This is a genomic window from Clostridium sp. OM05-5BH (genome assembly GCF_003481505.1).
Classification (GTDB): domain Bacteria; phylum Bacillota; class Clostridia; order Lachnospirales; family Lachnospiraceae; genus Otoolea; species Otoolea fessa.
The window spans coordinates 83,537-103,374 of record NZ_QULJ01000002.1 but is presented as its reverse complement, the minus strand read 5'-3'; the positions used below and the strand labels follow the sequence as shown (position 1 = coordinate 103,374).

Sequence of the window (19,838 nt, the reverse complement as noted above, 5' to 3'; positions counted from 1 at the left end):
TAGGACAGCGCCATTTTTTCTGGCGCCGCCCTAAAAACCTGCTCTTATAACCGGGCAATTTTTATTTTTCTATATCTTGTCTTACTCTTCCGTCTTTTTTCTGCCCGTCATTAATACATAAGCTGCTGCCATCATTCCAATTGCCAGCAGAGCCATCGGCACATCCATCCGATCCGTATCCCCGGTCTTCGGAAGTCCTTCTGCCGGTACAACCGGCTGAGGTTCTGGTACAACCGGCGTAACCGGTTCCGTCGGCTGGGCTGCCGGTCCCGACGCGGTTGTAGTCGAAGACTTTTTACTGCCAGAACTACTTCCGCCTCCGTGACCGCCGTGGCTTCCGCCTCCGTTATTGCCTGGATTCGGGGTCGGGGTAGGATCAGATCCCGGTTCCTGGCTTCCATGTTCTACCACATATGATACGGTCGGCTTCGGGAATTCTTCTGGCCGATACTCATTTCCACGGCTGTCTACCGGATACAGGACCGCCTCCTGATTGGTATAGAGCCCTTCATAGTGCTGGCTGCCGTCCCGGTCATATTTTCCATAGGTTCCATCCGCCGTCTTTGGGTTTATCAGTTTTACGGTATAGGTCAGCTGCACCGGTGCAAAGTTTGAAACTGGTTCATTTATATACCAGGTAAACATCTCTGTCTCTGCCTTATTTCCCGCGTCATATACCACTTTAAAACGATAATTCTGCGGTCCCGGTTCTCCGTCTCCAAAATACCAGGTGTTGCCCTCCTGATACATAGAAAGCGCTTTTCCCCCTACTGTCAGCTGGTCTAAGTGATCGAAATCAAAGTTATAATCCTCTTTCACATAGCCCATATAATCTTTCACAACAGAACCTTTATCAACGGCATACAAAATATCATTTTCTATACTGTCAAATGAAACCTGCTTTCCATTCGCGAGGTACCGCATGAAACTCATTCCCCACTCATAGTTACTTGCCGTTCCGGGCGGCGTAATCGGCATCGCATAGCAGTGATATCCTTCCGAAGCTGCCTGTGCGTACGCCTCGTATGAAAGATATAATGCCTTATCGATCGAATTCACATAATTTCCTGCTTCCTCCACCGGTGTAATAAGCGATGCATCCGGTTCCGTTCCATATGGATAGTCGTGTGTATCCTTCTGCTCTGAAAGTCTGGCTCCTATGCCGGTCAGCCATGCATTCCAGTCCGTCGGTGCCTGATTATTTCCATACTTGGATTTCCAGTTATCCGGTCCTGCAAAATGTTTCGGAGAATCTGCCATAAATCCCCAGGCAACCGCCGTCGGATTCTCATTAAACATATAGGTAATACCATCACTGACAACTACCAGTGTCTTGCGTTCATCTGCCACTCCTGTATCCTGGTCTAACATCGATTTACCCGCTAAAATACCTGCGTGAAGATTGGTTCCACTCTTAATCTCCTGACAAATGGCTGCTTCAATCGCCTCATATTGGGTCTCCAAATCCATAAATCCATCCGTATGCGCTTCCTTGTTAAAGAGCACTACTCCCACTTTGACCTTTGCTCCCTTTTCCTGCACTTCTTTCTTGAGGTTCTGAAGCATTTCCAATGCCTGCTCTTTCAGTCCCGTGCTGGTTGATTTATCTAAGACAAGCACCACATCACTTACCAGCTGCTCCTCCGCTGACGGCAAGGACAAAGCCACTTGAGACTTAAAATTTTCATCCAGCTGTTCTGCTGTCTTCGATTTAGAAGTTCCTCCCTCTGGAATCGTCGGAAGTTCTCCTCCCGGAATCGTATATGATACAGTCGGTTTCGAAAATACTTCCGTTTTTCCTTTTTCCTGATCGCTTCCAACCGGATGCAGCACTGCTTTCTGGTTCGTATAAAGTCCATCATACTCTTCGCTTCCGTCTTCATCGTACCGTCCATACGATTCTCCTGGATTGTTCTTCGGATTTACCAGTTTTACCGTATAGGTCAGCTGCACCGGTTCATTATTTTTTACCGCCTCATTCATCGTCCAGATGAAATGTTCTCCGCCTTCCTTATCCGACGGATCGTATTCCACCTTAAAACGATACTGAGCTGCATTCACGTCTTCATTTCCAAAATAAACGGTATTTCCATCTTTCCATTTAGAAAGCTCCCTGCCGCCAACGGTCAGACGGTCGATGCTCTTTAAGTCAAAATTGTAGTCATCCTTGACCCAACCCATATAATCTTCCACAGTCGAGTCCCGATCGACGGCATAAAGGATGTCATTTTTGATATCTTCAAAACTTACCGTTTTTCCGTCTGCCAGATATTTCACAAAGCTCGGTCCCCATGGATAGCTTTCACCAGCAGATGAACCAATCGGCATCGCATAGCAGTGATACTGTTCCTTCGCCGCTTCCAGATATGCCTCATAGGAAAGATAGAGTGCTTTATCAACGCTATTGGCACGTTCTTTTCCTTCACCAGGTGGGGTACATGGCGTTAAATCTCCTTGCTCATATGGATGGTCAAATTCATCGCCCTGTGCATCCATCTGCGCTTTGATTGTACCCAGGCGCTCGTTCCACTCATCCTCCGATAATGCTTTATTATTCCCATATTTAAGAATCCAGTTATCCGGTCCCGCCCAGGAATGTTCTGAACCATCATTCTCAAATCCCCAGGCAACCGCCGTCGGTTTTTTCCCAAAAATATAGGTAATGCCATCGCTTAAAAGCACCAGGCTCTTTCTTCCTGCTGCCACCTGCGTATCCTCATCCAGCATTTTCTTGCCTGCAAGGATTCCAGCCGAAAGATTCGTTCCGCTGCTAATATTCTCACGGATCGCTGCCGCAATCGCATCATACTGGGTTTCCAAATCCATAAAGTCAGACTTGTGCGCTTCTTTATTGAAAATAACGACTCCAACCTTTACTTTTGCGCCATTTTCCTTTGCTTGCGCCTGCAGCTCCTTAAGCATCTCTAACGCCTCATTTTCCAGCTGCACGCTGGTAGATTTATCCAGCACAAACACAATGTCATTTTCCAGTTTTTCCTCCGCTGACGGAAGGGAAAGTGTTACCTGGGATTCAAAGTTTTCGTCCAGATTGGTAGCTTTTTTAGACTTCGAAATCTGCCAGTGTGGAATTTCTTCCACTTCCACTGCCGACAAAACAGCTACGTCTGTCAGACCAAGCTCCATCGCGGAAGTTACAAATGCGGCTGCGGATGCATTCTTAATGCCTACCGTTTCATATGAATCCCCCAGAATGCGTTCGAAATTGTCTTCTTCTGCTTCGTCGCCTACAATCGCCTTATTTTTTTCGTTTTCATCGTTCTCGTTCTCTTCTTCTTTTGCATCAGACGGAGATGCCATTGCAGCTGAAGTCAAAAACATCGAAAAATGAGCCGAACGTGATACCTGAACTGAATCTTCGTCCTGGGCGCTGTCATTTTCTGAATCCGATGTATCTGTTTCGGACGCATCCATGCCTGCTTTTTCATTCTCGTTCTCAGAATCCGGCTCCGATAAATCTTTCTTGTCATCCGCTGCTTCCGATTCTTCTTTTATTTGATTGTTACCTGCATCTGAAGCATTTTCCTGCTCTTTTACATCGTCCTCCAGAGCCGTATCCTCTTCTGTGATATCTTCACTTCCTGCCGGAACTGCACTTTCCGGTTCTTTTACCTCATTTTCTATCTCGACCGGAACCGCTTCCTCTGTCTCCAGCTCAACCTGCTTTTTTACTTCACCAAATGGCGCAACCGTCATCCATGCGCTGGCTCTTCCATCCACCAGAATCCGTCCGGTGCGCTCTTTTGAAGAAGAATTGGTCATCAGGAAAATAATTTCTTCATTTCCGCTGATCGTATACTGATCCATGTCCTCTTCATCCTCTAAGCGGGCATACATTTTCAAAGTAAGCCGGTCGTTTTTCTTCTCGAAATCTGGATGCAGTTCATATAGATTTCCTTCTTCAAACAGTCCCTCGTAGGTTTCTGCCTCATCGCCGGAAAACGTAAATGCATCCTCTTTTACTGTCTTTCCTTTTTTAGCAGCATCCCGGATTGCCTGCCTGAGGACTTCTTTTTCCAATGAAAATTCCTGTCTTTCATCCCCTCCTTCGGATGTGGCAGCTGCAAATGCGGCTGTATTTGCCACGCTTGTGCTCAACATACTGCTGCACAAAAGCACTGACATGAAACGCCTTGACTGACGCCCAAACCAGCCTTGACTGTAACTTTTCCCCTTTTTCTTCGTTTTTTTCATTCTTTTTGCCTCCCGTCTTATCATCAACACAGGTCCCCTTATGCGGATTTAAATACCTCCATTCTGTACCGCTTTCACGCCATGTTCCCGCAAAAATGGCTCGTACAATTCCTCTTCTGCTTTTTTCCGCGCTGCCACCGCATCCTCAAGGTTTACGAAGGTTCCAAGGTTGTACACTTTTCCCTGAAAGCCGATCGCTGCCCGCCACCGGGAATTTTCCCGCTGGTAGACGCCTCGGTAGCCGCTTGTATTGTTTGCCGTATTTTTCTGGTTGGCGATTCGTTCCAGGCAGGTTCCGCCTACAAAATGAATCGCTTTTTTCATGTTTTTCTTTCGTGTCTCCGCCTGCAGGCACCCACAGCTCTTGGTTTTTCCCGCGCACAGGCTTTCTTTGGATGCCTCAATCAGGCGTCCGCAGCTACAGACACATTTCCAATATTCACCTGTCCGGTTGGAATTATCCGCCTCTTCAAGCACTTTCAAACGTCCGAACTGACGACCTGTCAGATCGATCCGCCGACTGGACGGAAGTTCCTTCCGATAGCACCCGCAGCTTTTCGTATGCCCTGTTTTCAGATGGGACTCCTCCACGGTTTTTTCTTTCCCGCAGTCACACCGGCACAGCCAGTAATGGCGGCGGCTTTTTTCTGCCTGTTTTATCTCCCGGCAGACGGTCAGGCGTCCATACCGGCGCCCCGTCAGATCTTCTCTCACATACTCCACCTCCCCGGCTGACATAATGGGAATTATGTCATATCCACCTGTTTTGTTTTTTCTTTAATTTGCAAGGTTTTTGTCGGATTTTGGATAAAATATCTGTACTTTCAAGTACTGTTTTTTAACGTCTTTGTAGGTTGAAATTTTTTCTCAGAAGTGATAAACTTGATAATAAAATCATATATTTAGATATGTATGCAGATTTTTTTCATTTCATGACATAATTCCCATTATGTTTTTCGTCAATTTTCCCTATCAATCAACAAACCTAATTCCAGCTGTCTGCGGCACGCTTCACGGCTGCTGATGATCGTATAACGGCGTGTCGTTTCCACGCTGCTGTGACCCAGATAGTCTGCCAGACGGACCAGATCGTGATCGCGCTCGTAAAATATCTTGGCAAACAGATGGCGCAGATTGTGCGGATATACCTTGCTCGGAAGAACACCTGCTTCGGCGCAGACGGATTTCATGTCCGCCCACACATTCTGTCTGCGGACTGCCTGCCCGCTTCTTGTGACAAAGATACTGCCTCTCACAATCCGCTGCTTCTGGCAGTACTGCGTCAGATACAGCATCAGCGACTGCGGCAGCAGGATCACCCGCTGTTTTCCCTTACAGTCGATCACTACTTCCCCCTGTGCCAGCGATTCCGCTGTAATATATGAAAGCTCGCTGATTCGTATGCCCGTGCTCGCGATCGTCTGCAATATCGCACAGAGACGTTCATCGCCGCGTCCCCGTGCCGCCTTAACTAACTTCTGGTAATCGCTGCGCGTCATTTCCCGTCTCTCATCGCAGAAAATCCGCTTCTGCACCCGGAACGTGCGGACACAGTATTCCTGTCTTCCGATAAAATGAAAGTAGCTGTTCAGAGATGCCAGCATCGAATTGGCGCTGGATGTTTTATAATGGGCTTGCAGATATTCCTTAAACGATATAATTGTGTTTTTATCCCATTCTTCACCCGCAAACATCAAAAACTTTCTCACATCCCGGCAGTATTTTTCGATCGTATGGCTGCTTTTTTCCTGTTCTCTCAAATAATCCCTAAATCGTTCCAATTCATTTTGTGTTTCCTGTTTCAATGCGTTTCCTCTCTTTCTCACGAAACTTTCTCGCGTATTTGTTTTTTTCGCAGCTGTTTTTTCTTTCACAACTGTGACTACTTTTCTATTTTCTGAAAAGTAATCTTATAGTATACGCACCGGAAACAGAAATCTCGCTAAAAAAACATTTTTGCTCTTTTAATCGGATTTTTGCAGAACCGGACATCACTGCGCCCGAAATTTTTTCACATGGACTCTCTTTGATCTTCACAATAAAAACAGGACAGCCGCTCCCATATTGCTCGGAACAGCTGCCCTGTTTTTTCATATATTTTCTTTTATATTCTTTTTTACTCCTCCGCCCGGATCGCCCAGCGCATCTTCGTCGAGCGGGCACGCGGGTTCTGTACGCACTCCTGCGCGGACGGGCGCACCACATCTTTGGAATATTCTTTATAGATACCGGCGCGATATCCCTCTTTGAGCGCCGCTTTCACCAGTTTATCCTCTCCGGAATGGAAGGTCAGGATCGCTGCCCGTCCGCCCGGTCGAAGCGCATTCGGAAGCTTCTCCATAAACTCATAGAGCACTTCAAATTCCTGGTTTACATCGATCCGGAGCGCCTGGAAAACACGCTGACAGGTCTTCTTGACTGTCTCCTTTTTCTCCTTTTCCGGAAGGAAATCCAATGTTTTTTCAATGATTTCACGGAGTTTCGTGGTCGTATCGATCCGGTTTCCACGGCGGATCTCATCCGTGATCGCTTTTGCCAGCTCCTCGCAGTACGGTTCGTCTGAATTTTCGTACAGCATGCCCGCCAGCTCCTCACGCTCGATCGTGTCAAGGCGCTCGGCGGCGCTGATGCCTTTTTCCTGATTCAGGCGCAGGTCCAGCGGTCCATCTACCTTGAACGAAAAGCCTCGCTTCGGATTGTCAATCTGCATCGAAGACACGCCCAGATCGGCTAAAATAAAATCAAAACCACCCGCTTCTTTGGCAATCTCATCGATTGTACAGAAGTTCTGGAGACGGATTGAAAGCATGTCCTCGCCATAGCCCGCTTCTTCCAGGCGTTTCCGCGTCTTGGCGGATTCCTCCGGATCAACATCGGTCGCATACATATGTCCCTGCCCTTTCAGGCAGGCCAGCATCGCCTTCGTATGTCCGCCGTATCCTAGCGTCGCATCAAATCCGACCTGCCCCGGCTGGATCTGCAAAAAGTCCAGAATCTCCTGCACCATAATGGAAATATGCATGCCCGCTGGTGTATTTCCCTTCTGAATCACGTGCTGGATCGTGTCCTGATACTTCTCCGGCTGCAGCTCTTTATATTTTTCTTCAAATTTTTTTGGATATTTTCCTTTATATCTGACACGCCGTTTGTGTGGTGTCTGATTTTCCTGATCCATAAAAGCCTCCCATATCTGCTTAGATTTTCCATTGATTTTCCCATCTGTCAAATCGAAAATCATATTGGTTCAAGCATATATGGAAGGCGTTCAAATGTCAATTCTTTCTTGATTTTTCCAGATAAAACGCAGCATCATAGGTATACAATAAAGGCGTTTTGGTTGAAATGTTTCTCCGGGCAGATGTTTGCAGATGAGCCATCAAATCTTTCTGTATATAAAATACTCATTCTCCCCAATGTCTGACGCTCCTGCCTGCCCGGATACTCCTTTTCAACGTGCATAGTATGACAAATTGTGTGGTGTTTTGCATCGGCGGAATACTTGACACGGCATCCCGCTTTCAATAAAATGATTATATACCGTACATTGATGTACGATACAATCCCTTTTTAGCTAATTTATATAATTTTTACTTATTTTTCATGTAATTATACACAACTATGAGTGTAAAAAATTGCACCAGAATCCTACATGACAAATATACATGATTGCACATCTTATGGATATCTAACAGGAGGTTTTATGACGCACGATAAAAAACGGCTGCTCTCGATCGGCGAGGCAGCCAAAGCGTTGGAAGTGACCCGGCGCATGATTTTAAATTATGAAGACAAGGGTCTTATTCTGCCGGATCAGAGAGACGGTATCAATGGAAACCGTTACTATACAGCAGACACCGTCTCGCGCATCCGGAGCATCCGCATTCTGCAGAATCTCGGTCTGTCGCTGGATGATATCTATGCCTATTATCACGGCACGACGGATCTGGAGCCGCTGATCACTCGTCTGGAAGATCTGCGTGACGAGATCAGCCGGAATATTGAGAAATTAAAAGAACATTCAAAAGGGCACAATGACTTTGAAATCCGACAGATAGAACTTCCCGCCCAGACCGTTTACTGCCAGGATCTGCATTCGACAGAACTTGAAGACAAGAAAGAGCAATTACGTGGCGTCTTCATCAAGGCGATCCGTCAATATGGTTCTGACACCACCCAGCATATGTTTTTCACCGAATACAACCTTTCGAATCCGGGCGATTTTACCTGCTGCATCGCCGTCCCGCCGGAAAGCCGGGGTGAACATCTCGTCACCCTGCCCTGCCAGAAAGCGCTCTGTATCTTTTATCACGGTGCCTATGAAGGTCTTCCTGTAATTGTGAAGCATCTTTGTGCGTATGCAAACAAATATCAGATTCCATTAAAGGGCACCGCCCGCCACCTCTATCTGGAGGGACCGCCCCAGCACAAAAATCCTGAGAATTTTCTGACGCAGGTAGCGGTTCTGATGGCGGATGATACCCTTTAACCAAAACTTATTTCTCTAATTTTATTATTTTAATTCCTCTGGGCGCAGCACGCATTGACCCACTCTATAAAGTTATCGGCCGCGGCAGCCCGCATGGACATAAACAAAGCCCTGATCCGTATAATCCGTAAAACTCCGGTACTCCGTCAGATCCTCCTGCGCCGCATATCCCGGCGTATTGACTGGAAATACGATCGGCTCCGAACGTGCCTATCTGTATCCAGAATCACTGCCTTACACTTCAATCGCCCCAAACCGGAACGAATACAGGTAGCGCTCCGCCACCCTTTTTCCTGTCATCTGTTCTAGTGCGCGGGTATAGTAGCGCACCTGTGCCTCATAGCGGCGGATCAGAATGTCTGAATTTTCCACATAATCTGTCTTATAATCCACCAGAACCAGCTTGCCATCCTCCTCAAAAAAGGCGTCGATGATACCCTGTATCAGAATCCGCTCATCCGAATCCCAGTCGCCCATTTCGCGCGCCGGAATACCGATGACGAACTGTTTTTCCCGGTACAGTTTCCCGGCTGCTGCCGCTCTCTGCATGCGTTTTCCCAATGAACTGGCTGTCAGTTTTGCCAGATCTGAGCCGCGCACCAACGCCGCCGCCTCGGCATCCATCCGCCCCTCAGCCGCCAGCTTCGCCGGAAATGCATTTAACTCCTGTCTCGACATTGCCCGCTCAAACGGCAACAACTGCAACACACGGTGGTACGCTGTACCGCGCGTCGCGCCGCCTTTTTCTTCCTGCTCCTTCTCCATAAACACTGGCAGCGTCGGCAGAAATACCATCTCCTCCTCTTCTTCCTCCATGCCCTTTTTCTTAAGTTCAGAAACGGACATCTTGGTGTTGAGACTCAGATCGTCTGGGTATGGGTACTGGAAATGGTAATTGTTGCTGATGATCGATTCTATTTCCCTGATATTTTCGATCCGATTTTGCGTGTTTGAATGATTCTCGTCATTCGACAAATGGCTGTCCTCCCCCGCCAGCCACCGCAGCCACTCTCTCGATAACGTCTGGCGTATCTGCGTGCCAATCTCACGGTCGATCTGGTCGGAAAGCGTTTCCATCTGATATGAAATCCACGGATTTTTTTCCGGAATACTCATCAAAATCCAATCCAGATACGAGGAAGCCAACGTCAGAATCGTATACGGAATCGCCCCGTGTTCGGCTGCCACTGCGCTCCACTTCGCAATCCGATCCTCCAATTTCCGGGAGGACGCCGTCAGAATCAATTTTTCCTTCGCACGCGTCAGCGCCACGTAAAGAACGCGCAGTTCCTCGCCCAGCGCCTCCAGTTCCATCCGGCGTTTCATCACATTTTTCTTGAGCGTCGGTCCCTTGATGCGCTTCTCACTGTCCAGATAGTCGGTTCCGATTCCCAGATCCGCGTCAATCAGAAGTTTCCCCCGCGTATCCTGCTTGTTAAAATTTTTTCCCATTCCAGCCACAAACACGATCGGAAATTCCAGCCCCTTGCTCTTGTGGATGCTCATGATCCGCACCACCGTTCCCTCGGAATCCGCCACCGGCGCCTCGCCAAAATCTGTGTTATATTTTTTCAATTTTTCAATATACCGGATAAAATGGAACACGCCCCGGTAGCTCGTCGCCTCGTAAGCAGCCGCTTTCTCCACCAGCATATCCAGGTTGCCGCGCCGTCCCGCCCCGCCCGGAAGCGCCGACACATAGCGGTAATAGCCCGTTTTGTCGTAAATCCGGTAGAGGAGCTCGTGCATCGGCAGGTAAACAGCTTCCTGGCGGAATGTATCCAGAAGAGTAAAGAGTTTTTGGAGTTTTCGGCGCAGGTTATTCTTTTGAATTAATTTATTTTTTTGAAAACGAAACACATCCGCGATCGACGACTCGTCACTTTCGTCATTCGACTTCACCGGTCCATCCTCGTTCATATACTCCACAACCGCCCGGTAAAGCCCTGCATCCCGCGACCGGTCAACGCCCGCCTTATGTTCCGCCACAATCCACGCCATCTCCTCATCAGAAACGCCGCCAAATGGCGATTTGAGCACCGACGCCAGGGGAATGTCCTGCATCGGATTGTCGATGACTGCCAAAAGATTCAGCACCGTCTCGACTTCCAGCGTATTAAAATATCCCGTCCGAGACTCTGCGACCGCCGGAATCCCCTGCGTCGCCAGCACCTCGATAAATTCTTCCGCCCATCCGCTGACGCTTCGAAGCAGAATCACAATATCCCCGTACTGCGCCCGACGGTAAGCGCCAAGCTCCTTATCCCAGATCGTGATCCCCCGTTCTTTATCCGTCATCTCACGGATCTTTCCGGCGATCATGCGCGCTTCCAGCTCTCTGGCGGTGTAATCGGCTGCCTCATCATCTAACTCGGGGGATTCCGTCTCTTTCTGCGGCTGCGCCGACAAATCCACCAGCAATAGCTCCGTCTTTAACTCATCCAGGCCATCCCGCTCTTCAAAGGCTGCGCCCGGATGCAGTGCCGCATCTTCCGTATAGGATATATTTCCCAGCTTTTCCGTCATGATACGGTAAAAAATCGCATTGATCGATTCCAGTATGTGATCCCGGCTTCGAAAGTTCTGGTGAAGCTCGATCTTCTGATGCGCGCTCTCCTCCGACGTGTATGTGCTGTATTTTTCCAGAAATAATTCCGGTCTCGCCAGGCGGAATTTATAGATACTCTGCTTGACATCGCCCACCATAAACACATTCGGGCGGTCAAAGCGTTCACCGCTGATGCACTGGATCAGCGTCTCCTGAACCAGGTTGCTGTCCTGGTACTCGTCCACCAGAATTTCGTCGTACTGCACGGCGAGCTCATCCGCGACTGTGCCTGGTACGCGCACTGTCCAGGCATTTTTCCCTTGCATCTGATCGGTTTCTTCTGCACTTGAAGTTTCCTCCGCCTCAGAACATTCTGCTTCCGGTTCTGTCAGGATCTCCAGCGCAAAATGTTCCAGATCATGAAAATCCACCACATTTTTCTCTTTCTTCTTCGCCCTAAACCGCCGTCCAAATTCCTGCGCCAGCTCCAAAAGTTCCAAAATCCGCTCTTTTCCAGCTTCCATATCCGTAAGCATCTGCTCCGGGGAGGCAAACAGGTACTCTCCTTTTAACTTTTCAACTGCTTTTTTGACCCGGCTGCGGCAGTCGGAAACAAGCGCCTTTTTCTCCGGATCGACCTCCCCGTTTTTGCCGCGGATCGCCGCCAGACGCGAAAACGTAAATTGTTCCAATGCCTCCGAGATCGTTTCAAACGAACCGGCTGCCCCACAGACTGCCTCCGCATGGCGCAGATCTTCCTCGATCATCGGCAGGTACGGCATCGGTCCCCCCGTCTCCTGGCAGATCTCCCACGCCTCCCGAAGCTGTATTTTCCACTCCTGCGCCTGCAATGCAATATCTCGCAAAAGGAACTGCATCCACTCCGTCTGCTCCAGCTCTCCCTGTTCGGTCAAGAGCAGCTCCTCACGGCATTTTTCATACCACGCATCCGGCCACGGGTTACTCTGGGCGAAATTGTAGACCTGCGTCACATACTCGGCAATTCCACCGTCCGCCTTGCCCGTCGCATACGCGTCCACAAACTCCTCATACCTTTTCCCGCCGTCGCGGTAATAATCTTCCAGCAGCCCATCCATCACATCAGCGCGCATCAGAAGCATTTCGCCCTCATCGCCAACCCGGAATGCCGGATCGATGTCCAGCCGGTCAAAATGTTCCCGCATGATATGCAGGCAGAAGCTGTCGATCGTCGTGATCTGGGCAAACTGAACCAGAACTGCCTGCTGCTGGAGATGTTCATTTTCCGGCTCCGATTCCAGTTTTTTCTCAATCGCCGCCTGGATCCGCTCCCGCATCTCCGCCGCTGCCGCCCGGGTAAAAGTCATGACAAGCAGGCGGTCTATGTCCTTCGGGTTCTCCCCCTCCGTGATCATCCGGATAATCCGCTCAACCAACACCGCGGTCTTGCCGCTTCCGGCCGCTGCCGACACCAGGAGGCTTTTCTCCCGCCCCTCAATTACCTGCTTCTGTTCCCTGGTCCAATTTACTGCCATTTCTCGCCCTTTCCTTTTTCATGACTGGTTCTTCTTTCATTCCCACAGTCACAGCCAAACACAAATCTACCGTTCCGTTTCCTTATCCTTTTCTTCCATCTTCTCCCAGATCTCCTCCGGGCTCAGCTTATCAAAACGCCGGAACTGGTAGCCGTCCGTTTTCAAATCAAATCCGCACACACTGTGGTACGGGCAATAATCGCACGCCGTTTTCTGGCCGTTTTTGTACGGCGACGCCGCAATGTTTCCATCCAGAATCTCCCGCCCCATATGCTTCATTTTCCGGTTCACATACGCGCCCAGCACACGGAATTTTTCTTCCCCTGCCGCCTGCGAACGCCGCTCAACGATCGCCTCATTTTTAATCGAAACCGGCACAACATCCGAATCCGCCGTCGCCTCCTCGCCCAGCCGGTTATCCAGATGTGCCAGTGCCTCCCGATCGCCGTTTACCAGCCCGTTCATCCGCAGTGCCTTCAAAATATCGGCATTCGTCTCCTCCTCCGACTCCACCGGCTTGCGCTCCACCATCGGATCCTCGATATGATAATAGAAAAGTCCCGCTGGAACCACCGTTTTATCCGGGTATTCCCGCCCGATCTTCTCCATCGCCGCATCCATGTAGACAACCAGCTGCAGCTGCAATCCATAATAAATATCCGTCAGGTCAAATTTCGTTTTTCCCGTCTTGTAATCAATGATCTTAAGGTACAGCCGGTCGCCATCCTCGCAGAGATCGATTCGGTCAATCCGCCCGCGCAGATGGATCGCCTCCTCGCTTGAAAGCGGAATCCGCATCGCTCTCAGGTGATCCATCGGTGAAAAACTGACCTCAAACCCGGCTGGCTCAAAATCACCTTTTTTTAGCTGTTCCGTCAGTGCCCAGATCGTCCGATCCGTGATCCGGTATACTTTCCGTTCCAGATACTGGTTCCGGTACGAGCTTCCCAGAATCGCATTGCCGTATTCCTCCGTGACCGACGCCACACACTCCGCCACCATTTTCTGGCGGTCTTCCTCCGAAATGCCGGAAAACAGACGATTTTCCTCTTTCATCCGCGTGAAATACATGTCGATCGCCGCATGGAACAGATTTCCGATATCCGACGGGGCAATCTCGTACATCTGCCGTTCCGACAATTCCAGCCCATACGAAAGAAAATGTGCATACGCACACGACGCATACAGCTCCATACGCGTCACACTGCCCCGCAGAATCGGGCTATAGAGCGCCCGCGCCGCCGCCTTCCCGATGCCCGTATCCTGATAGGTATAAAATGCAGCATCCGAGAGAGCCTGCATTTCATCCCGGTACGATTCTGCCTGAATAAAGTATCGGTACAGCGATATAAACTGGTCATTTTCCCCGCTTTTTTCATCCTGCAGTCCCCGAAGCACCCAGCTCATGCCAAGCTCCGGCGACCAGAGCGCTTCCTTCTCTTCCTCCGGCTGTTCCAGACGTTTCTCCGGAAATAATTTAAGCAGCTGCAGCATCAGACTCGAAGGACGCATCGCTTTTCCCTCGGCAGAGGACGCCGCACACGACAGATAGAGATAGTCCGACGGCTTTGTCAGCGCCAGATAGAGATAAAATCGCTGCAAAAAGCTTTCCTCCCGCGCGGTCGGCGCCAATTCTACCTGCATTTCCCGCAGCGCCCGGCGATCCGCCTCCGAAAGGATCCCGCCGTGTCCCGAAACAGACGGCACTATCCCGTCATTGACTCCGGCAAAAAACAACACTTTTATATTGGAAAGACGGGTTCGCGTGATATCGCCGACCACTATCCGGTCCACGACCGCGGGGATCAGTCCTACCTTGATCTCCGCAAAACCGGCGTCCAGAATCTCTGCATACTCCCGCTGTCCCATGACCTCCTCGCCGAGAAGCGCCACGATCCGGTCAAACAGATCCATCACCAGCCCATACACCTGCCCGTACTCCTTGGCAAGACTCATATCGCCTACTTCTTCAAACTGCTGCGCCATCGCCGCCAGCTTCTGCTCCATCTCAAGTGCTTCGAGAAAATGGACCAGCGCCTCCGTCCGCTCGCGCACCGTTGCTTTGCGGTTGGAAAACACCTCCCGAAGCGGCAGAAATGGTGTGACAACCGCCTCGCGGAACTGATTTAACTCATCCAGATTGATAAGCTCAGCCCCCCGGTACACGCGCTCCCATGTGCTGTTCCACCGCTTAAACCCGCGGATTCCAAGCGCAATCACATAATTTTCCGCCTGATAGATCACTTCCGGTGAAAGCCCCGCAAGCGGCATCACCAGCCCTGTTTTCAGGAATCGAAACACCGATTCATAGGAAAAGCCCGATTGCAGCACCTCCAGCGCCGCCCGGATTAGTTCCACCATCGGGTTACTTAAAATATTTTTCTTATAATCAATAAAACACGGGATCTGATTCTTCTCAAACTGCCTCAGAATCTCCCGCGAATATGTCTCCAAGTCGCCGGTAATCACCGCGATCTCCCGGTAACGGATGCCCTCCGATGCCACCAAACGCCGGATTTCTCCGCATAAGAAAGAGATTTCCACCTGCGGGGTTGCTGCTTCAATTAGACGCAGGCTTTCCCGACCGTGTTCAGCCGCAGCCCCGCTTTCGTTCCCGCTCCCAGAATGATACACCTTTCCTCTATATCGGAACAATTCATTTTCAATAAATCCCAGTTCCGGGCTGTCCTTAAATCTCCACATTGGTTTTTCTTTCAACAAAATATCCTCATCCCGGCTGCATCCGGCAGCTGCAGCACGGTCAATCAGACGGCAGACGGTATGACGGCTCATGTAAAAGAGCTTCTGCTGCACGCTCTCGCGGTACGGGTTGTCCTCCGGATCCATCGTGACCGTCACGATCACCTTCCGGCAGCACCGGAATAAGAGTTCCAGAAGCTCATACTGGATCGGCGTAAAGCCTGTATAGCCATCCAGCGTCACAACGCTGTCGCGGATGAGCTGTGACTGCGGCAGCACCCGGCAGAGAAGGCTTAAAATTTCTTCTTTTACGATCACTTTTTCCTCGGTATACGCCTGGAATGCCCGGTATAAAACCTGCATATCCAAAAGCTTCTGGCGCAGCAATGGGCTTTTCGTCTCCCCGATCAGCGTCTCCAGCTTTTCCTCCGTGATGCCGTACTGGAAAAACTCAGACAGCATCGATTTGATCTCGCTGATAAAGCCCGCCTTGTCCAGATGCCCTCCAAACAGGTGCAGATTTCCCCGGACGCCCGATGAGACGCGCCGCAGAACCATCGATTTTCCCATATCATCCAGCACCGCCAGATTTTCAATCGCCAGCTCCTCAAACACCCGGTATGCCAGACGCTCAAAACTGACAATATCGATATTCATCACGCCATGGTTCGGATGCAGCATCACGATCTCTTTCTGCGTCTGCATCGTAAACTGTTCCGGCACCAGAGCAAAAAAACGTCCGTCCGGCTCTTCCATCGACTGACGGATCAGATTTTCATACAATGTCCGTGTCTTTCCCGAACCGGAACCACCGATTATAAATTGCAATGACATAGTTTTCCCTCTGTCTTTCTGTCTATGTTTTCTGTCAGATACCAAAGCACTTCCGCCCGGATGCATCCCGGATTCCCATTTCTTCCCGGTATTTCGCCACGGTCCGCCGCGACAGCGTGATCCCCGCTTCCGCCAGTTTTTCTGACAACACGCGGTCGCTGAACGGCTTTCTCGGATTTTCCGTTTTGATCAGATGGCGGATTGCCTCCCGCGGATCTTTGCCTGTTTCCATCCGATTCACCACTTCTGCCTGAACCGCCGTTTCTTCCTGATTCGCCGCCTCTTCCCGATCTGCCATTCTTCCCTTATCCGTCATCCCGAATCCCCCCGCAGCCAGGTGTCTTGAAAAGAAATATGACAGCGGAAAGATCCCCCAGCGGCATTGCAGATATTTTTCACGCACTGTCCGGCTCAGCGTCGGCTCGCTGACCCCGAGCGATTTAGCCGCCTGTTTCTGCGTCCACGGAGCCAGTTTTCCACTTCCTTTTGCAAAAAACTCCCCCTGTACGCACAAAATCTCTTCTGCCAGCCGCGACAATGTCTGATTGCGCTGCCCAATGCACTGGCAGACCCATTCAGCCTGTCGGATTTTTCCCTCGATGTAGTCCTTCGCCTCCGTCTCGGTATCTTTCTGCTTCATCAATGACAGATAATACGGATTGATGGCAATCTGCGGCAGTGTCTCATCGGAAAGCTGCATTTCAAATCCGTGTTCCGTCTGTGAGATAATTATATCTGGTACAATATATTTATCATAGCTCTCATCCCCATATCCGCTTCCCGGTTTGGGATTCAGCTCCCGGATCCGCGCTGCTGCCAGAAGCACTTCCTCCAGCTTGCAGGAGCATGCACGGGCAAGCTGCTTCATCTGGTTTTTTCCCAGCAGATCCAGATGGTTGGAAATGATGCGTGCCGCCAGAATTTCGGTTCGCATCGTTCCATTCTGAACAATATCAATCACCGCGCCGCCGTCTTCTGCCAGGTAAGACAGCTGCATCAACAGACACTCCTTCAGCGACCGTGCCCCGATCCCACACGGTTCCAGCCTGCCAAAATTTTTCCAGATCCGTTCTCCTTCTGTCTCCTCAATTCCCAGCCCAGCGCAGAGTTCTCCAAAATTCACGCTGAGATATCCGCTTGCATCCAGATTTTTGATCATATAGCGGAATATTTTTTCTTCTCTTTTCGTCAGATGCAGCATACACGCCTGTTCCAGAAGTGATTCCAAAAGCCCCTCCTGGCTTCGTCCCGGCTCTAATCGCCCCGCCTCTTCTTCCTCATCCTGATAATAAGTCTGGTTCTGGCGGTCAAGGCTGGCAAGTTCTTCAAGTCTGCGGATTTTCTCGTTCAGCTCTCCATTTTCTTCCAGCCGTCCGTTCTCCGGCTCCCGCTCTTCCAGATCCACCACTGGATTTTCCAGCGCCATCTCTTCTATGTACTCTTTCAGCTCTATCTGCCCCATCTGAAGAATATTTGCGGATTGTATCATTTTCTGGGACAAGGTCTGTTTGAGCTTTAACTCCTGTTTCAGTTCCATCGTACCACCCCTGAAAATATGTAAAACGCCCAGATGCCTCGCCGTTTCTGCCTGCGAAGTACCTGGGCGTCCTGTCTTTTGCCTGCCTAATTACTGATCCAGCTCGTCCTCGCCGACCAGCTCATCATATTCCTGCTCGTCCAGAAGCTCGTCAAACGCATCTGCCACGATCTCATACTCATCGTCGTCCTCGATGTTTTCCAGGTTCGGCTGTCCGTTCTCATCCTCGCTGTAACGGTACAGATATACCTCGCCGTCCTCTGCCTCGATGTCATCCATCGGAAGAAGGGCAATATAATCCTTACCGCCTGCCGGGAAAATCGTCAGAACAACACACTCAATCTCTCTGCCGTCATCCAGTGTCAGAGTCACGGTCATCTCCTCGCCGTTGTCAATCTCTTCCTGCGTCATATTCTTATTATCTGCCATATTTTACCTCTTTCTTTTCTATGCCTTTTCTACGTCCCACAAGATCCGTTGGCGGAATCCTGTCTTGACTCCACTGTATCAGAGTATTCTGTAAAAATCAAGACTTGACTTCCTCATTGTCCTCTTCATCTGCCGCCTCGTTACTGTTCACGCATACGTGCCCAGTAACGGAATTCGCCGTGGCTTCGCATTTAAATACGGCAAATTCCTGCTGCCGCCACGTTTTCTTACGGCACTTTCGGTTCCAAAAGTGCCTACCCGTGTACAGTATCGCCGCTTCATTCCGATACGCCGCCATCTATTCCCGCACCTCATCTGGCACCTGTACGCGCATTCCACGTGCAAATGCCCGGTTTAAGCGGATTGTGTGCCGTGCCAGCGGGTTAAACAGCATATAGATGCAGAATACCGCCTCGATAAATTCGATTGCCGCCGCCATCACCAGCATAAAAACCAGCGGAAATGGCAGCCACCAGCTCATCTGAAGCAGTGATACGCCGCCCCACACGATACTCGCCCCACGCCCGATCAGCATCAACACCGTAAGCACCGGGCTCTCCCGCAGCATAAGCATATACCAGCCATAAAAAATAAACGGTCCCAAAAGCGTCATGACCGCATTTGTTTTCTCCATTCCATAGACAAATGTCATAATCAGATAAAACAGGCAGTACAGAACCCGCACCCCCGTCAGAATCCGTACCATCCAGTGCAATGTCTCATTCTGCTCCCCGTAACCCGGAAGTGTTTTTTCCATCTGTTTTCCCCACATTGCCCATTCCCGCTGCACTGTAGCGTACTCCGGACGATGCTTTCTCTTTATAAATCCCATTCAGAGTCCCCTCTCTAATATTCAATTCCCCGCCGCGCCAGGATTTTCCGGTCAAACGGATGCTTGATTTTTTCCATCTCTGTCACGTAATCAGCCCGCAAAAGCAGCTCCTCCGGCGGTTTCCGCCCCGTCATCACAACTTCCAGATTCGCCGGTCTGTGATCCAGAAAATCCACTATATCCACCAGCTCCAAAAGTCCCGAAGAAAGAGAAGCGCAGACCTCGTCCAACACTAGCAGAACATCGCAGGTTTCATTATTCTGTATTTTCCTGCTTCTTGAATCCTCCGTTTTCCCACACCGCTTCACTGCCTCACGGCACGCTGTCTCAAACATACTTTTATAATAATCCGCTGCCTCCTGCCTCACCTCATCGGTCATTTTCCACGTGAATCCAAATGTTTTTTCACAGGGAATCAACGTCACCTCCGGGAGCCGCTTTAAAATCTCCACCTCCCCAGACTGGTCCGTTTTTAAAAAGCGGGCAGCAACTACCTGTTTTCCCGTTCCTGCCGCCCGGACCGCCAAACCGATCGCCGCCGTCGTCTTTCCTTTTCCGTCGCCGCAGTACAGATGTACACATCCCATATATTTTTCCTTTTCTTTCTTTTTATCTCGCTTTTCAGCGCACCGATACCAACTATCTTATCATATCAAACTGCCAACCACAATATTTGCCCGATTGAAAATTTACATTGAAATATTTCCCCATATACGCAATCTGGCGGTCTGATCCCAAGGACCAGA

At 50.0% G+C, this 19,838-nt stretch carries 11 protein-coding genes; 1 reads left to right on the top strand and 10 read right to left on the bottom strand.

Going from position 1 to position 19,838, the window contains the following annotated elements:
* Window positions 1-81: 81 nt before the first annotated feature.
* From DXB70_RS02955 to rsmH, 4 genes are all read right to left on the bottom strand, one after another.
* Complete coding sequence (locus tag DXB70_RS02955; protein WP_182448405.1) at window positions 82-4,212, bottom strand: VWA domain-containing protein; 4,131 nt, start codon at window positions 4,210-4,212, stop codon at window positions 82-84.
* Between the two features lie 48 nt (window positions 4,213-4,260).
* The gene (locus DXB70_RS02950; protein ID WP_118524622.1) at window positions 4,261-4,926 is read right to left on the bottom strand and encodes a hypothetical protein; all 666 of its coding nucleotides are present in this window, start codon (window positions 4,924-4,926) and stop codon (window positions 4,261-4,263) included.
* 245 nt (window positions 4,927-5,171) lie between these two features.
* Window positions 5,172-6,017 (bottom strand): tyrosine-type recombinase/integrase, encoded by an 846-nt coding sequence (locus DXB70_RS02945; protein WP_243099893.1) that lies wholly within the window; start codon window positions 6,015-6,017, stop codon window positions 5,172-5,174.
* A 311-nt stretch (window positions 6,018-6,328) separates the two neighbouring features.
* Window positions 6,329-7,387, bottom strand: a complete 1,059-nt coding sequence (gene rsmH, locus DXB70_RS02935) for a 16S rRNA (cytosine(1402)-N(4))-methyltransferase RsmH (RefSeq protein WP_117796375.1) — start codon at window positions 7,385-7,387, stop codon at window positions 6,329-6,331.
* A gap of 525 nt (window positions 7,388-7,912) precedes the next feature.
* Between rsmH and DXB70_RS02930 the strand changes: the two genes are divergently transcribed.
* Window positions 7,913-8,698: a MerR family transcriptional regulator gene (locus DXB70_RS02930; RefSeq protein ID WP_181357168.1), complete on the top strand. Its 786-nt coding sequence runs from the start codon at window positions 7,913-7,915 to the stop codon at window positions 8,696-8,698.
* 234 nt (window positions 8,699-8,932) lie between these two features.
* On the opposite strand, the gene addA is transcribed toward DXB70_RS02930, so the two are convergent.
* From addA to DXB70_RS02895, 6 genes are all read right to left on the bottom strand, one after another.
* Window positions 8,933-12,760 carry a helicase-exonuclease AddAB subunit AddA gene (gene addA, locus DXB70_RS02925; protein ID WP_118672625.1) on the bottom strand — a complete coding sequence of 1,276 codons (3,828 nt, stop codon included), beginning with the start codon at window positions 12,758-12,760 and terminating at the stop codon, window positions 8,933-8,935.
* 66 nt (window positions 12,761-12,826) lie between these two features.
* Window positions 12,827-16,294 (bottom strand): helicase-exonuclease AddAB subunit AddB, encoded by a 3,468-nt coding sequence (addB, locus tag DXB70_RS02920; protein ID WP_118672624.1) that lies wholly within the window; start codon window positions 16,292-16,294, stop codon window positions 12,827-12,829.
* A gap of 34 nt (window positions 16,295-16,328) precedes the next feature.
* Window positions 16,329-17,831 (bottom strand): RNA polymerase factor sigma-54, encoded by a 1,503-nt coding sequence (gene rpoN, locus DXB70_RS02915; RefSeq protein ID WP_118672623.1) that lies wholly within the window; start codon window positions 17,829-17,831, stop codon window positions 16,329-16,331.
* 90 nt (window positions 17,832-17,921) lie between these two features.
* Window positions 17,922-18,260: a DUF1292 domain-containing protein gene (locus DXB70_RS02910; RefSeq protein ID WP_022358993.1), complete on the bottom strand. Its 339-nt coding sequence runs from the start codon at window positions 18,258-18,260 to the stop codon at window positions 17,922-17,924.
* 298 nt (window positions 18,261-18,558) lie between these two features.
* A complete protein-coding gene (locus DXB70_RS02900) occupies window positions 18,559-19,092 on the bottom strand; it encodes a hypothetical protein (protein ID WP_118672622.1) in 534 nt (177 codons plus the stop codon).
* A 14-nt stretch (window positions 19,093-19,106) separates the two neighbouring features.
* Window positions 19,107-19,679, bottom strand: coding sequence for a cob(I)yrinic acid a,c-diamide adenosyltransferase (locus DXB70_RS02895; protein ID WP_118672621.1), 573 nt, complete (start codon window positions 19,677-19,679; stop codon window positions 19,107-19,109).
* Between the last annotated feature and the right edge of the window lie 159 nt (window positions 19,680-19,838).

Bases quoted from the DNA above. Each gene is read 5' to 3' on its own strand.
- rpoN (WP_118672623.1), bottom strand. From the start codon at position 17,831: ATGGAACTGAAACAGGAGTTAAAGCTCAAACAGACCTTGTCCCAGAAA.
- addA (WP_118672625.1), bottom strand. From the start codon at position 12,760: ATGGCAGTAAATTGGACCAGGGAACAGAAGCAGGTAATTGAGGGGCGG.
- rsmH (WP_117796375.1), bottom strand. From the start codon at position 7,387: ATGGATCAGGAAAATCAGACACCACACAAACGGCGTGTCAGATATAAA.
- DXB70_RS02900 (WP_118672622.1), bottom strand. From the start codon at position 19,092: ATGGGATTTATAAAGAGAAAGCATCGTCCGGAGTACGCTACAGTGCAG.
- DXB70_RS02910 (WP_022358993.1), bottom strand. From the start codon at position 18,260: ATGGCAGATAATAAGAATATGACGCAGGAAGAGATTGACAACGGCGAG.
- DXB70_RS02955 (WP_182448405.1), bottom strand. From the start codon at position 4,212: ATGAAAAAAACGAAGAAAAAGGGGAAAAGTTACAGTCAAGGCTGGTTT.
- DXB70_RS02895 (WP_118672621.1), bottom strand. From the start codon at position 19,679: ATGGGATGTGTACATCTGTACTGCGGCGACGGAAAAGGAAAGACGACG.
- DXB70_RS02930 (WP_181357168.1), top strand. From the start codon at position 7,913: ATGACGCACGATAAAAAACGGCTGCTCTCGATCGGCGAGGCAGCCAAA.
- addB (WP_118672624.1), bottom strand. From the start codon at position 16,294: ATGTCATTGCAATTTATAATCGGTGGTTCCGGTTCGGGAAAGACACGG.